Below are 14320 nucleotides of genomic sequence, written 5' to 3'. Positions count from 1 at the left end.
TGCCAGAGCCGCTCTACTGCTCCAACTTGAGGCGCAACTGTCGCAGCGTCTTCCCCGAGGGCGCGTGCAGCCAATTCGCCCAGCCGTCGATCTGGCTGCCGACCAAGGCGGCCAGCGCGGGCGACGGTGCCTGGTAGGTCCCCTTCACCGTGACGATCTCCCCCGACGTAGCGACCGTCGCCTCGTACACGTTCCCCTTCCGGGTTTGCTCGTGCTGCAACTTCTCGCCCGGCTTAATGAGGCCCGCTTCGATGAGCGGCATGAGCTTTCCCCTACGGCCGGACACCCCATCGATCCTCGGGGGCCGGGTGTCGACCTTCAGCAGGAGGCGGCGCAACACGTCGTTAGGCCGCTCAAAACCCTGTACGTGCCGCTCTAGCTCGGCGTAGACGTCATCGTCGATCTCGATGCGACGCATTCAGCGACCTCGCCTTCTCAACTTCCCCTGATCTGAAAAATCTGACAGTTCTCAGATTATGAAGAGACGCGAGATTACGCAAGTCTTATCGGGACCGCGGACCGACATAGTGGAGTGAGACGCGCGACGATGTTGATCAGGCGTTGCGTGGATGCGACGTCCCAGCTCCTGTTTTACCCGTTCGATCTGACCAGGCTTGAGGTCCGCTCCCGCGGCACCAGTTGCGGGCTGGCGGTTCCGCACCGCATCTGCCGGCACTCGCATCCCAAGGCTCGCTCGGAACCCGACCCCGATACCGGCTCCTCGCGGCAGCGACACCAGCCGACCGGTATCGACTACGCGGGCTCATCGCCACCGACCATGACGCAGCGCTCACCGCCGGCATCCGCTACGCCATGCTCACCAGCGACGACACCGACGCAATGCCGGATACCACCGACGACAACATCGCCCACGCGCACGTGAACACCGCAGCCAGCGGTGAGCAGATGCCCGACCAGCTCGAGGCGTTCACCGACAGCGCAGATGCCGACGACGGCGACAGCCGCGCCGCCGACGCGAGGACACGGTAGACGACGTCCGCCACGACACCGACAGTGACGATGGCCGTGACAGTGACATCGACGGCGATGGTGACGGCGGCGCGGACGGGAGGGCGGCGTGATCGAGAACTTGAACTCGTACTGGGGATTCTCACGCTCGCCGTTCGCCCGGGATCAGGTGCCGGCGATGCTGCACCGCCATGCCGGGCACAACGAGGCCATCGCCCGGACCGGCTGGTGCGTTACCGAACGCTTGATCGGCGTCATCGCCGGGGAGGTCGGCGCCTGCAAGACGGTCGCCGTCCGTGCGGCGCTGTCCACACTGGATGCCTCCCGGTACTCGATCATCTACATCCCGAAGAACCCGATGATCGGCACCCGTGGAATCAACCACGCCGTGGGTCACCGCCTTGGGCGGGCAACTCCACTTTCGCCAGCGCCGCCCTGGTCGCTCAAGCCGCCGACGTCTCGCGATCGAATACGCCGAACGCGGCCGCGTCCCCAGTCCTCGTCAAAGCCCAGCTGCTCTCCCGGAAACAGCTGGAAACCGTGCGCATGCTGACCAATCACGAACTCGACAATGGATCGCCATCGGCCACCCTGCTCGTCGGACAGCCCGCCCCGCGCCGGCGGATGAAACTCGGCGCGCTGGCCGCCCTCGACCAGCGCATCGCAACTGGGTGGCGTCGAGAGGTATCCACCTTTGCCGATGACCGGATGGCTCGCCGATGGTGAACTCGCGTACTCCACATCGGCAACTACTGTTCAGTGCTTCGACGTGGTACACAATGCTTGTGATCACCGACGAACCGGATGAGGAGTTGTTTGACCACCTCGTTATCGAGTTTCTTGATCGCGGCAGGCGGGCTGTTGAGTTTCTGCATGCAGCGAGGCAGCTGCTGGCGATGCCGCCCGGTTCCGTGACCCGGCAGGCCGCACTGATCGGCTATTGCATGCGCGAGGCGATGAAGGCGATCCCGGAGTCCCAAGACGTGGACGGCATCGGGACGTGGAAGACACGGTCTCGGGCGGTGGTGGATGCGAAGCATAGTTTCGAATTGATCAGAGGACTCCCCGGCGAGGACGAGGAGAGTGCCCTCGACAATCTACTTGCCAAGATCGACGACATGGCGCTGACCCATGAACAGGACAGAGTCCACCAACAGAGGTTGATCGCTGTGATCGTGAACCGGACTGGAGCCGAGCCGCTAACGCGTGGTACTGATCCCGTCCGCACCTACCAGGATCTGATTGATCGATGCGACAGAGCTGTCCATGGCGCGGTGACCTTTGAGGAGGCACAGCAACTTTGGATCGATTGCATGGCTGTGCTGCACCAGCTATTCCTGCCACCGGAGGTTCGGCACCGTGAGCTTGACGCGCTGGCCGATCTAGACAGTCCCGACAACGACGACGCGGCGACCGTTCTGTCCCTCGTGGCTGGCCCCAACCACCTGCGACGCTTCCTGTCGAGGATCAAGACGGTTGCCTGGTTCAGCTTGCTGGACGAGTCGGGTGTGCTAGAACCGCCGACCAGCCAGGCTGCTTGGCCGGTGTTCGCAGCGGTGGGCGCGCTAAAGGATCTCGACCAAGCGGGACTAGCTGCGGCTCTTCAGCGGATGTTCGACCGCTGGGGGGCTGATGATCGGCAAGCGTGGTACATAGCCAGGGCGGCCGTGGATCTTGGCGTTCACGGTCGAAAACTCGTCCTAACTGCCCTCGGTCGGCACCCCAAGACTGCCGGGCTAGTTCATCTCGCGATCGAAGCAGTGAGGAATGCAGATCCGGCGGACGAATTTGTGACATCGGTCGCGGACATCGCCCTTAACCAGACAACAGGTTCGGTCGGATTAGTGGAAATACTTACCCGGCCATTCATCAACGGTGTAACTGCTGAAAACTATGCAAGTCGCATTCACATTCTGTGCTTCAAGCTCCGCAAAGTGCCGCTCGATGATGTCAACCGACATGATCTGATCAGGGATCGCAGCGGCTCCATCGAGGAACCACGTGATCACTACCAAGATGATCGTTTTGCCATCCTGCTGCGCGCTCTGCTCGAGTGCTTGAGACGGGCGCTGGACGTGGTCGATGCCACCAGCGTGCTCGACGCGATAGAGCCTCTGCCCGATGGCCTTGCCGACCGTGTGCGCGTATGGCTGCTCGGGCGCGCGACCGGGATCGACCGAGCGACACTAATCAGCGAAATAGGCCGTGCGATTGCGGCTCGGCCACCGACTGGAGATGATCTGCGACTTATCGAGCGGATCACCTCCGAAGGCGACGTCGGCGACTACGTCCAGGAATGGGCTCAGGTCCTTCCGACTCCGCCGACAGCCGCGGAACTCGGCACCGTCCTTGCCAAAAGGGATGTGCCTCGTGAATGGATCCGCGTCCATCACTGGAGCGGATTGTTGCCGTCAGAGGTTACAGCCACGTGGTCGTCCGCCAACGCAGTCCTATCAGGCATCTATGGCGAGCCTTCAAAGGTGAGCCTCCAACGGCGCAGATCCGTGGAGCTGAGCGCTGGAAGGAGCCCTCTGGGCGAGGACGAAATCCGAGCCATGCCGGTCGATGAAGCTGCACGGAGGATTGCCTCTTGGAGACAAGATCCGAATGATTGGCTGGTAAGCGCCCGCGAGCTTGGCCGCACCCTCGAGGCCGTCGTGAAGGCTGAGCCGACCCCGTGGGCCAGCGAACCGCTGAAGTTGGTCGGTCTGCTGCACCACCCAACCTATATTCACCACTATCTGCGCGGGCTGGCCGCATCAGGCAATCTAGTAGGGCTACCCATAGACAAGTTGTTCGAGGCTATGGCCTTGATACGCACTCGCCCCTGGGCCGCGATCCCTCTCGGTGACGATAGCTTCGATTTCGACGGCGATTGGCGGGGCGTTGAGGGTGCTTTGGTCGATCTGATCAAATCGCTTGCCGGCTCGGATGTCGGCTTCGCCGATCGCCGTGAAGAGGCATGGGCGATTTTGCTCACTGAGGTGAGCCGACGCGAAGAACCATCGGGTATCGTCGAGGGTGCAAGCGACGCGCTCGAGCTGGCTATCAATCGACCCTGCACTCGCGCTCTAGAAGCGGTCTTGGTCCTCATGGGACACGAGTTTCGCGTCGAGCAGACTGTCCGGCCCGAAGCACTTGACCTTCTAGCATCCGTCCTCGCACTGACCGGCAGCGACGGAGCCCTACACCGAGCTATTCTTGCCCCACGCATTGGCTTTCTCCGGCACATCGCGCCCAACTGGGTGGACCAGCATCGCGAGCAGCTCTTCGGGGAGGCAGCGCCCGCAGAACTTGGGCAGCTCACTGTCGACCTTGCCCTCAAGTGGGGACAACCGAACAACTGGCTGCTTGAGCAGTTCACCGAGCGCATCAAAGATGCAGTACGACGTGGCGTCGAACATGCCCTCGACCAATACCTGATTGCGATGCTCAGAGGAGTCCCCGGGTACGGAGTCCAAGTCGCTGCCGACTTTCTCTCATCCATCAACGAGCTATCGGCCGCTGGCGAGAACCTCGGGCGACTCCTCCGCGCAGACGACGCGCCCGCGCCCGCCGTCACCGTGGCGATAGAGTTTTGGTCCCAAGTGCTCGCGGCGAAAACAGCGAAAGACCTCGTGGGGTTCGGTTGGTTGTCTGAAGTCAACATGCTCGACGATGCCAAATGGGCAGAACTCACCCTGCAAACTCTCATGGTAAGCCGCGGCCGGATCGACTGGTCACACAAGGTCGCCGAGCGAGCATCCAACATTCCTGTCACAACGACAACACTCAAGATCTTGAATCAGCTCGTTCGTGGCCTCACCGACGAGTGGGACAGACGACAGGCGGCCGAGGCAGCAGTAGACCTTCTCAACAAGGCCACCGAGCTAGCCGAAACGCCGGAATGTCGGCGCCTTCGTAATACACTACTCGAACGAGGCCTCATATGAATTAAGGTCGCTGATGTGCACCGCTGGCTGGATCTGGCCTGAGCGGACCAGGAGCAGTATTCTCCCGTGACTCCGGTCAAATAGCTCACACCACGATAGCCCAAATCTTTATGGCTCATACGACATCCGCGTGGGTGAAGCGTCCGGGCAGTTGGGCCGACGAGGACAGATGGCTCGGAACAATTGACGCCTGATCTGATCTAGTCTCTTCATTCTGCCCCGCTTGTCGTTGTGGTGCGCATCCAGAATGCGTCGCCATTCGCCCGAGTATTCGTGTTGAACATGGAGTGAGTCGATGAGCGCGAGTCGAGCGACGAAGTCGTGGGTGTTCTCACGGGTCGGGCCCCCGGATGAAACTCCAGGCGCAGTGTCTTCATTGCGGCTTCTCTATGCCCGCGAATATGTATCTAGAACTGTACGTGAGCCATACGAGACCGCGGTCGTCTCACCGAGTAGAAAGCCATCGGGGACGGTCGCCAATTCGGCTCGGTGTCGCTCGGACCGTTGTCGCCTGACATGTACACGAGGCTGGACCGATACAGCTGGTCTCGGAGTCTCCCGTCTGGGCCGCCGTCGGCCCCGTTCCCGGGCCCTAGCTCGCGAATGATGTTTATCGGTACTGGCGTTGCTGGGCTTCCAGAATCCGAGTTCGCCAGGATCTCGGCAACGCGACGACGTGAACCTCGACTCGTTGGTCGCGCAGCGCTGCAGCGTACCAGGTGTTCCCCACGAAGGGCTGAGCCGCCTCTGTATCGGAGAAACACAGCATTCGCCGGTGCTCTTGTCCAAGAATCTTCGCCACGTGGATCAGTTTCAGTGCGTCGCTGAGTACTTTGTTCCTTTGGGCCGACTTGGGTTTGCCTTGATGGGCCCAAGCTTCAACGAGAACTGGAGGCTCGTGGCTGACGCCGTCTACGTCAACCCAGGTCCCATCAGGCAGTCGGATGCGTTCGGGAACGAGCGGTATCCGAAGCGCTTGTGCAAGTGCGTCAAGCATGACGACCTCGGCCTCGCGTTGCACGCTGCTATCGCCTGCGGGGACATTGGGGAGCGGATCTTCGACGACTGGCTGTGATGTCTGTCCGTAAGGACGGGCTTGCTTGCCTGTTGAGCCCTTGGTTGGTTCCGGTCGAGCACGTCGTGCCGCGATCGATGCTGCCTTGTCGCGAAGCGCAGCGGAAGGCAATGACTCCAACAGAATGGCTCGCTTGCCCGGGTCTGCCACGATCGCTCGTGCAACCTGGCTGGCGTGCCGCGCATCGTGGCCGGCGCGATACAGAGCGCGCGAACCGCTGGTGGCTTCCCCACAGCCGCAGCGGCACGTCGGCCGCGCTTCGGTTGCCGGCACGGTGGCGCGCGTTGGCGAGTGCCGCATGCGGTACCGACCGCCGTCCATGCGCACGAGGTCGGCGAAAACCTGCGCGTGGTGGTCTGGCGCATCAGCGCACATGCGACTCGTCACGTGAGTACGGATGGTCGACTCGCTGAACGTCGTCCCTTCTCGCCTGAGCGCATCGACGACCGTCTGGAGAGTGACCGTCCCGTCCTCGCTAAAGGCCTCCAGGCGTGGCCAGATGGCCAGAATCTCATCGCGGCACGTGTTCACGTGATCACGTTAGCGGACCATCGCTGCCCGTGGCCGCGAGTGCACCGTTCGACATATGTACGTGGGCTCGGTGTGCGCGAGTGGAGGTCTCCCTACTTGGTGAAGGACGGCCCACGCCTTGGGGACGTCGAAAGCGCAATGCAGGGAGTGAACATGGTCGTAATAGACCCGTTCTTCGCCAGAGTCATGATGTTGCGTTCGGCGGAGTCGGGGAATGGCTTCGACCCGAACATCACGCCGAACGAGGACGCCGTGCCGGGCATCCCGGCACTGCAGGACCTGCTGGGCGGGGTGTTGTCGTTCTGCTTGTTCGCCTCGATCGGTGCGTTGATTGTCGCGCTGGTGTTGTGGGCGTGGGGGAGGATGTCGAACTCGCCGCAGCGGGTGGACAACGGCAAGTCGGCCGCGGCGTGGGCGTTGGCGGCGTTCATCGGGTTCGGGATGGTCAACGTCATCGCGGCGTGGGCGTGGGGCATCGGGCAGGGTATTCCCCTGCCGGGTGCGGAGTGAACGCCGTGGACGACGACATGCAGCCGGCCGGGTCGGCGTGCGACTCTTTGGATCCGTTCACGTCGTTCGTGTGCCGCACCGTTACCGACGGAGGCGTCGACCCTGGCGGGTGGCTGTACGACGAGACCATGAGCCGAGTGGCCCGGGCGATGGCGGAGGCCGCCGAGACGATGGTCACCGCGATGTGGTCGCTGATCATGGAAACCACCGCCGTGGACCTGACAGCAGACTGGGTCCGCGCGAACGTGGCCACGGTGATGATGATCGCGTTACCGATCGTCATCGCCCTGTACATGGTGCAGCTCACCTCGGCGGCCTGGCGTCGCCAGCCAGGCGAGCTTGCCCGTGCCGTCGTCGGCATGGTGGGCGGGCTGTCGGCCTCGGCGGTGGCATTGTCGGCGACGCAGTCGGTGCTGATGCTGACCGACTGGGGCTGTGATCTGATCATGCGCTGGCGCGTCGGCGCGGAGGTCGGCGAGGCTATCGAGGCGTTGACCCCGGCTGTGCTGGTCGCCGCCGCGAGCGGGCAGGGCGCGATGCTCCCGGCGATGCTGATCATCGTCTTCGGGTTCTTCTTCATCGTGGCGTCGTTCACCGTGTGGTTCGCGTTGATGGCGCGAAAGGCATTGATCATTGTCGCGGCGGTGTTCGCGCCGTTCGCCTTCGCCGGACTCGCCAGCCGGTACACGTCCGGGTGGGTGTCGAAGTGGGTGAGCATTATGTTCGCCCTCGCCCTATCGAAGATCACGGTGGTGATGGTGTTCGCGATCGCGGTCGGCGCGATCCGCGCCGGCCTGTCCGGTCAGGCCGACTCCACGCTGCGGGCGATCGGGGAGTTGTCGATGGGACTGATGCTGCTCACCGTGGCCGCGCTGGCGCCGTGGCTGACGTACAAGTTTCTGGACTTCATCACCCCCGGCGGTCGGGAGTGGGACGGCACCGTCGGACGTAGCGCTGCCACCGTGCAGGCCGGATCGCACAGCGCTCGCACGATGATGATCCGCTCCCGTACGGCGATGGCTGCTGGCCGCGCAACGGCACCTGCGGCGGCCGCATCCTCGGCCGCTGTCATCGTGCGACGGGGCCGACGCCCCAACTCGACGCGCTAGCGACGGAAGAAGGCGACAGATGTCGATTCAACGACAAGTTACGCCGATGACGGCGCCGCGCGGCCCGGTCACGGCCCGGTTGGGGCGCCGTTCCGAGCGAGGCGTGATGTGGGGGCTGTCCGCCGGTCAGCTGATTGCCGTCGGTGCCGCCGCGGCGCTGGTCGGCCCGGCGGCCATGTCCGCCGGGTTGACGGGCCTGCTGGTCACCGCCCCCGGCTGGGTTGCCGCGCTGGTGTTCGCGTTCGTGCGCCCGCGCGGCAAGACGGTGGCGGCGTGGACTCCGGTCGTGGCGAACTGGATGGTGCGACGCATCGGCGGGCAGACTCGATGGCTGGCGCGTCCCGGCCAGCTGCGCCCCGCCGGCACCTTGGCCCTGCCCGGGGAAGTTGCCAGCCTGCGCGTATACGTGCACACATCGTCGGGTACGGCGATGATCCATGATCCACACCGGCGCACCCTGACCGGGGTGATCCGGCTGAGCCACCCGTCGTTCCCGCTGCTGAGCCCGGATGAGCAGAACCGCCGCGTCACAGCGTGGGGAAGCGTCCTTTCCGGCGCGTGCCGCACCGGGCACGTGTGCGGCCTGCAGCTCGTGGAGCGAACGCTGCCTGATCACGGCGACGCGGTACAAGCCCACTGGCATCATCACGGCTACGACGGCACCGGCCTGGCCGCGGACTCATACAGAGCGCTCATCGCTTCCGCCGGTCCGGCGTCGGCCCGCCACGAGACTCTGATGGCGCTCACCTTGTCGTTGAAGGCCGCCGCGGCAGCGATCCGCTCCTCGGGTCGTGGCGTGGCGGGGGCGGCGCACGTGCTGATGAAGGAACTCACCACCGTGGCGGCGAGCCTGCGCACCGCCGAGCTCGGCGTAGAGGGGTTCCTCAGCGAAGACGAGCTCGCCCGCGTGATCGACACGGCGTTCACCTCACGCCCCCCTGCCACCGAAGGCAGCGGTACCGGTGTTGCGGTTGATGTTGCCGGTCCCGTCGGCGTGGCCACCGAGTGGGACCACGTGCGTATCGACGATGGATGGCATGCGGTGCTGTGGGTGCGCGAATGGCCCCGCCAGGACGTCGACGCGTCATTTCTCACTCCGCTGATGCTGACCAACACGGTGCGGCGCACCATCAGCCTGTTCTACCGGCCGCGCACCACCCGGCAAGCCCTGAAAGAGCTACGCACCGAGCAAGCCGAGCAGGAATCCGAGCAACGCCGTCGGGACAAGCACGACATCCGCACCACCGCTGCTCAGCAACGAGAGCAGGAGGACATCGACCGCCGTGAACGTGAACTCGTAGTCGGCCACGCAGACCTGCCGTATACCGGCCTGATCGCCGTCTCCGGCAGCACGCGAGAAGACCTGGACGAGGCTGTCGCGGAGGTCGAGTCGGCGTGTCACCAGTGCGGACTGGACACCTCGCTGCTGGTTGGCCAACAGGACGCCGCCTTCTACGCGGCGGCGTTGCCGCTGGGGAGGCTGCCGCTGTGAGGTCGTTTCATGCCGGATCAGTGTTCACTCCAGCAGGTACGAGCCGCCGCGAGCGACGACGCGCCCGCACGGCGGCCCGCCGACTGATCCGAGAGCGTCAGTCGGAAGAGCGCGCCACCCGTCGCGCTGCTCGGCATGCCGACCGCGCGATGTGGGACGTCCCACGCCTGTCACGTGCGGGTGAACCGGGCCCGTCGGCGGGTCGTTCTCGGCTGCGGCTGCGTGTGCAGCCGCACTACGCCACGACCGCCAGCCTGGCCGTGCTGTATCCGTTCATCGCCGACCGCGGCCTCGGCCCGGCCGGCATGTACATCGGCCAGGACCTGCTTTCCGGGGGCGCGTTCTGCTTCGACCCGTGGGAGCTGTACCGTCGACGCGCCATCACGAACCCGAACGTGCTGCTCGCTGGTGTGATCGGCCAAGGCAAATCGACGCTGGCCAAGGCGCTGGCCTGGCGGTCGTTGCCGTTCGGCCGCAAGGTCTACATCCCCGCAGACGTCAAAGGCGAATGGACACCGGTGGTCGATGCCGCCGACGGAACCGTGATACGCCTCGGCCCCGGCCTACCCACGCGGCTCAATCCGCTCGACGAAGGCATCCGCCCGACCAGTCTGGACAAGGCCGAGTGGCGCACACTCGTGCAGACCCGCCGCCGCCAACTCATGGGCGCCATCTGCGAGACCGTCCTCGGCGACGCGCTCGCCCCGGTTGAGCACACCGCGCTCACGACCGCGTTGACCGTCGCCGAGCGATCAACTGCCACGCCCACGCTGCCGTACGTCGTGCAGCACCTGTTGGCGCCGAGCCCGCTGGCCACTGATCTGTCCGCCGACGAGGTCGATGTGTTGCGTGATGACGGACGCCGGGTCGGACATGCCCTGCAACGCATGATCAACGGTGACCTTGCCGGGCTCTTCGACGGGCCGTCGACGACGCGCTTCGATCCCGACGCGGCGATGGTCAGCCTGGACATGTCCGCGTTCGGTGAGGACAACGAGAATCTGCCGGTCATCATGACCTGTGCCTCATCGTGGATGGAAGGTGCACTGCAGGATCCGACCGCCGGCCAGCGCTGGATCATCTACGACGAGGCCTGGCGTTTGATGGCTGTGACGGCACTGCTGCGCCGCATGCAAGCACAGTGGAAACTCTCCCGAGCTTGGGGCCTGGCCAACATGGCCGTCATCCACCGTCTCTCCGACCTGGATGCCATCGGCGACGCGGGTTCCGAGGCTCGGGCGCTCGCCGCGGGCCTACTTGCGGACTGCTCGACCCGGATCATGTACCGGCAAGAGACCGACCAGCTCGCCCAAAGCACGGAACTGCTCGGTCTGACCTCCACCCAGGCCGAACTTCTCCCCGAACTCAACACCGGCGAAGGCCTGTGGCGCGTCGGCACCAGCGCCCATGTTGTGCTCAACGTCCTGTCCGACATCGAGACCAAGCTCTTCGATACCGACCAGCGAATGAAGGCGGACGCACGATGACCGCACGATCGCACGCGAACAGCTCCAACATGGAAAGCACCCTGCTACTCGTCGCGGGTGTCGCCATCCTCGCTGTTGCAGCGGCGACCTGGGCAGGTGCAGCTCTCGCCGCGAAGATCACCGGCCATGCAGTTCCTGCGTTCGCCGCTGAGGCGATTGTGGCCGCGATCACCCACCCGCGCGACCTTGACGACGCCTGGGGTCAACCCATGCCGCCATCAGGGCTGGTCTGGACGATCACCGCCGGGCTTCTCGCTGCGGCGGCAACCATCGTCTGGGTGACGTGGCGACTGCTGGGGACCTCGGGCACCGCCGAGGTGCACCGGCTGCCGGGCACCGCCACCACGACACAAATCCGTCGCGCCGCCTCCGCCCGCGCACTGCTCAAACGCGCCCGCCACCTGCGGCCGTCGCTGAGAAAACCGGCGCCCGACGACGTCGGCTTCCGACTCGGACGTGCCCGCGGCGTCCCCGTCTACGCCAGCTGCGAAGACTCGACCATCGTCCTCGGCCCACCCCGCTCGGGCAAAGGCTTGCACATCGTCGTCGGTGCCATCCTCGACGCGCCGGGCGCGGTACTGACGACCTCCACCAGGCCGGACAACCTCGCGATCACCCTCAACACCAGATCGCGCACCGGCCCGATCGCCGTCTTCGACCCCCAGCAACTCGCTCCCGGCATCGACGCCGGGCTGCGTTGGTCACCTGTTCGAGGGTGTGACAACCCGCAGACCGCGATGATCCGTGCGCGAGGGCTGGCCACCGCCACCGGCCTGACCGGCAGCGGAGCCGGTGTGGAGAATGCCGCCTACTGGCAAGGTCAAACCGAATCGGTTCTGCGTGGGCTGCTGCACGCAGCGGCGCTCGACGACCGCAGCGCCCGTGACCTTTATCGTTGGTCCCTCGACCCCGTTCAGGCCGCCGAAGCCACGCGCATCATGCAGCACAGCTCTCGCGCCGCATCGGGTTGGGCAGATGCCCTTGACGCCGTCATCTCCATGGACGAACGTACCCGATCCAACATCTGGAGCGGCGTGCGCCAAGCACTCGCTGCCCTTGCCGACCCACGCGTTCTCGACGCGGTCACCCCTGGCCGCAGCGAGCAGTTCGACCCCGAGGCGTTCATTACCGAACGCGGCACCCTATACCTCCTCGGCACCTCGACCGGTGCCGGCGCCTCGGCGGGACTGGTCGCCGCGCTGGTTGAAGACATGCTCGAAACAGCGCGGCGCGTGGCCGCACGCAGCCCCGGCGCCCGCCTTGACCCGCCCCTGTCCGCCATTCTCGACGAGATCGGCAACCTCGCTCCGTTGCCTAGCCTGCCCGCGTTGATGGCCGAAGGCGGCGGCACCGGCATCACCACCACCGCGGTACTCCAATCGCTTGCGCAAGCCCGCAGCGCATGGGGCGAACACCATGCGAACACCATCTGGGACGCCGCGATCGCCAAAGTGATCCTCGGAGGCGGCTCCAACGCTAAAGACCTGCACGACCTCGCGGCCCTGATCGGTGAGCGCGACGACGAAACGACGTCCATGTCGCGAGGCCATGACGGGACACGATCAACATCCACGAACCTGCGGCGCGTCCCCATCATGGACACCGGACACCTGCGCACATTGCCGTTCCGTACCGCCGTGCTCATGCTGCGCTCGGCACCGCCGATCATCCTGCAGATGATGCCGTGGAATGACCGTGTCGATGCAGCGCATCTAGAGCGCGACCGGCGTCAAGTTGAAGCGATCATGGCGAATAGCGCTCCGCAGTTGGCCGATCCGCAGCACTAGATTGCCGTTTTCCGTGCTGTATGAGCCGGGGATAGCCGCGAGCGGTGAGAGTGTGGCGCTGGTGGCGACGACGCCTCCCGATGACGACGTTGACCCGACTGATCCGTTGGTCAGCGATGTCGACGGCAGCCTCGTCGCCGCCAAAATGAAACGAGCGCGGCTGCGACGTTCAAACGGGCCCGCACTTCACCCCTTGTGGGCGTTCGTCGAGCACGGCTGCCAGGGCACCGGTCACCTGCAGTCGCATCTGCACCAGGGCGGGCAATGCCGGGTCGAACACCTGCCGACCACATCAGCGTGGTCAAGGCGGCACTGAAACAGCTACCGTCAGACCGTCACGGGCTGCGCCCAGGCCGCAAGATCCTGATCCGCACGGACATTGCAGGGTGCACATACAACTTCCTGGGCTGGATCACCGCCCAGGGAATCTCGTACTCGATCGTGTTCTGCCTGCCCGAAGACTCGCCGACATGCTGAAGCGGATCCCGAGATGGGCGTGGACGCCGGCCGTCGACACCGACGGAAATGTGGGTGGCGGACGATCAGGTTCGGCGGGCCGTACAGGAATGCGTACCAATTAATTCGATGAGCGGGTGTTTGCGGGCGAGCGTCGCGTATCAGTGCATAGCGGTCCGAAGGTGAATCCTCGTCATCGGATGTTGCCACCGACGTTCTTTATGGAGCTGCGCACAGGGCGGGCGGCGCCCTGGCGGGGAGGCACCGCCCCAGTCACCAGGGATGGCTAGTTCGGGCGATCCTTGCCAGCAGGCGGGAGAACACGCGGTCTACACGCGTGGCGAACTTCAAGACAGTCGAGCAATATTCCGTTATGTCAGTTGGCAGCGGTTGCACTGTCGAATCACCGTGAGCGATTCCGTTCCTTGAGTCCACAAGTCCCTGTAGATGCCGGAAGAGGTCGCGTCGCGTGTTTTCCGATCGGGTGATGCGCGAAAAGATATCCTCTTCACCGAAGCATAGAAAGTATCTCTTTACATCCCTTGGTTTGGGAGACTTCATCCAACTTAAGATCGCGGCAGCATCGAGATTTGTGACTGGCGCGCCCGGTGACCAATGCGCAGCATGGTTCAGTGCGAATTCGTATAGCTTTGGCGCGCGCGAATCCCACTGCTGGCGCGACAGTTCATCGATCGGCAGTTTTACTTGAAGTAGACGAACCGATTCAGGGATACGTTCTGAGAGTAGGCTGCAAGAGTTCAGGAAGTCGATAGCCTCCTCGTTAATTCCATAGACGTAACGTTCGTAATGACTGCAGAGAAGGACCACGCATGCGCGCCTGTTAGCGATACGCGCGGCCCGCCAATGATGTGCAGTTTCCCGTGGTACGGATTTTCGGTACGGTACGTGGGACCTTAATGAGCGCACTTCATCTAGGCCAGCTATCAATTCTCCGAGAGCCCTGGACGCCAT

General features: G+C 64.3%; 11 protein-coding genes and 1 pseudogene. 9 read left to right on the top strand and 3 right to left on the bottom strand.

The window, feature by feature from the left end; translation table 11 throughout:
- Positions 1-13 precede the first annotated feature (13 nt).
- Complete coding sequence (locus G1H10_RS13605) at positions 14-418, bottom strand: restriction system modified-DNA reader domain-containing protein (protein WP_163738374.1); 405 nt, start codon at positions 416-418, stop codon at positions 14-16.
- A gap of 395 nt (positions 419-813) precedes the next feature.
- On the opposite strand from G1H10_RS13605, the gene G1H10_RS32390 reads away from it, so the two are divergent.
- From G1H10_RS32390 to G1H10_RS13585, 3 genes and pseudogenes are all read left to right on the top strand, one after another.
- Positions 814-990, top strand: a complete 177-nt coding sequence (locus G1H10_RS32390; protein WP_216853239.1) for a hypothetical protein — start codon at positions 814-816, stop codon at positions 988-990.
- An 88-nt stretch (positions 991-1078) separates the two neighbouring features.
- A pseudogene (locus tag G1H10_RS35030) lies at positions 1079-1632 on the top strand (AAA family ATPase); the annotation flags it as partial.
- Positions 1633-1754: 122 nt separating this feature from the next.
- Positions 1755-4901 (top strand): hypothetical protein, encoded by a 3147-nt coding sequence (locus G1H10_RS13585; RefSeq protein ID WP_163738359.1) that lies wholly within the window; start codon positions 1755-1757, stop codon positions 4899-4901.
- A gap of 610 nt (positions 4902-5511) precedes the next feature.
- On the opposite strand, the gene G1H10_RS13580 is transcribed toward G1H10_RS13585, so the two are convergent.
- Entirely contained in the window at positions 5512-6507 is a 996-nt protein-coding gene (locus tag G1H10_RS13580) for a hypothetical protein (protein WP_163738356.1), read from the bottom strand.
- Positions 6508-6660: 153 nt separating this feature from the next.
- Here G1H10_RS13580 and G1H10_RS13575 point away from each other — a divergent pair, with 153 nt between their 5' ends.
- The 6 genes from G1H10_RS13575 to G1H10_RS13550 all read left to right on the top strand — a co-directional run bounded on the left by G1H10_RS13575 (position 6661) and on the right by G1H10_RS13550 (position 13208).
- Positions 6661-7017 carry a hypothetical protein gene (locus G1H10_RS13575; protein WP_163738353.1) on the top strand — a complete coding sequence of 119 codons (357 nt, stop codon included), beginning with the start codon at positions 6661-6663 and terminating at the stop codon, positions 7015-7017.
- Between the two features lie 5 nt (positions 7018-7022).
- Positions 7023-8126 carry a hypothetical protein gene (locus G1H10_RS13570; protein ID WP_163738350.1) on the top strand — a complete coding sequence of 368 codons (1104 nt, stop codon included), beginning with the start codon at positions 7023-7025 and terminating at the stop codon, positions 8124-8126.
- Positions 8127-8145: 19 nt separating this feature from the next.
- Positions 8146-9618, top strand: a complete 1473-nt coding sequence (locus G1H10_RS13565) for an SCO6880 family protein (RefSeq protein WP_163738349.1) — start codon at positions 8146-8148, stop codon at positions 9616-9618.
- Positions 9619-9842: 224 nt separating this feature from the next.
- Positions 9843-11105 carry a putative type IV secretion/conjugal transfer ATPase gene (locus G1H10_RS13560; RefSeq protein WP_216853238.1) on the top strand — a complete coding sequence of 421 codons (1263 nt, stop codon included), beginning with the start codon at positions 9843-9845 and terminating at the stop codon, positions 11103-11105.
- Positions 11102-12892 (top strand): type IV secretory system conjugative DNA transfer family protein, encoded by a 1791-nt coding sequence (locus G1H10_RS13555; protein WP_163738343.1) that lies wholly within the window; start codon positions 11102-11104, stop codon positions 12890-12892. Before G1H10_RS13560 ends, G1H10_RS13555 begins: the two co-directional genes overlap by 4 nt.
- A 52-nt stretch (positions 12893-12944) precedes the next feature.
- Positions 12945-13208 (top strand): hypothetical protein, encoded by a 264-nt coding sequence (locus tag G1H10_RS13550; protein WP_163738341.1) that lies wholly within the window; start codon positions 12945-12947, stop codon positions 13206-13208.
- Between the two features lie 413 nt (positions 13209-13621).
- On the opposite strand, the gene G1H10_RS35025 is transcribed toward G1H10_RS13550, so the two are convergent.
- Positions 13622-14320, bottom strand: a complete 699-nt coding sequence (locus tag G1H10_RS35025; protein ID WP_376778609.1) for a HEPN domain-containing protein — start codon at positions 14318-14320, stop codon at positions 13622-13624.

Origin of the sequence: Phytoactinopolyspora halotolerans (assembly GCF_010550675.1) — a bacterium.
Lineage (GTDB): Bacteria > Actinomycetota > Actinomycetes > Jiangellales > Jiangellaceae > Phytoactinopolyspora > Phytoactinopolyspora halotolerans.
Note: the sequence above shows the minus strand (reverse complement) of the source record. Positions and strands in the feature narration are given on the sequence as shown.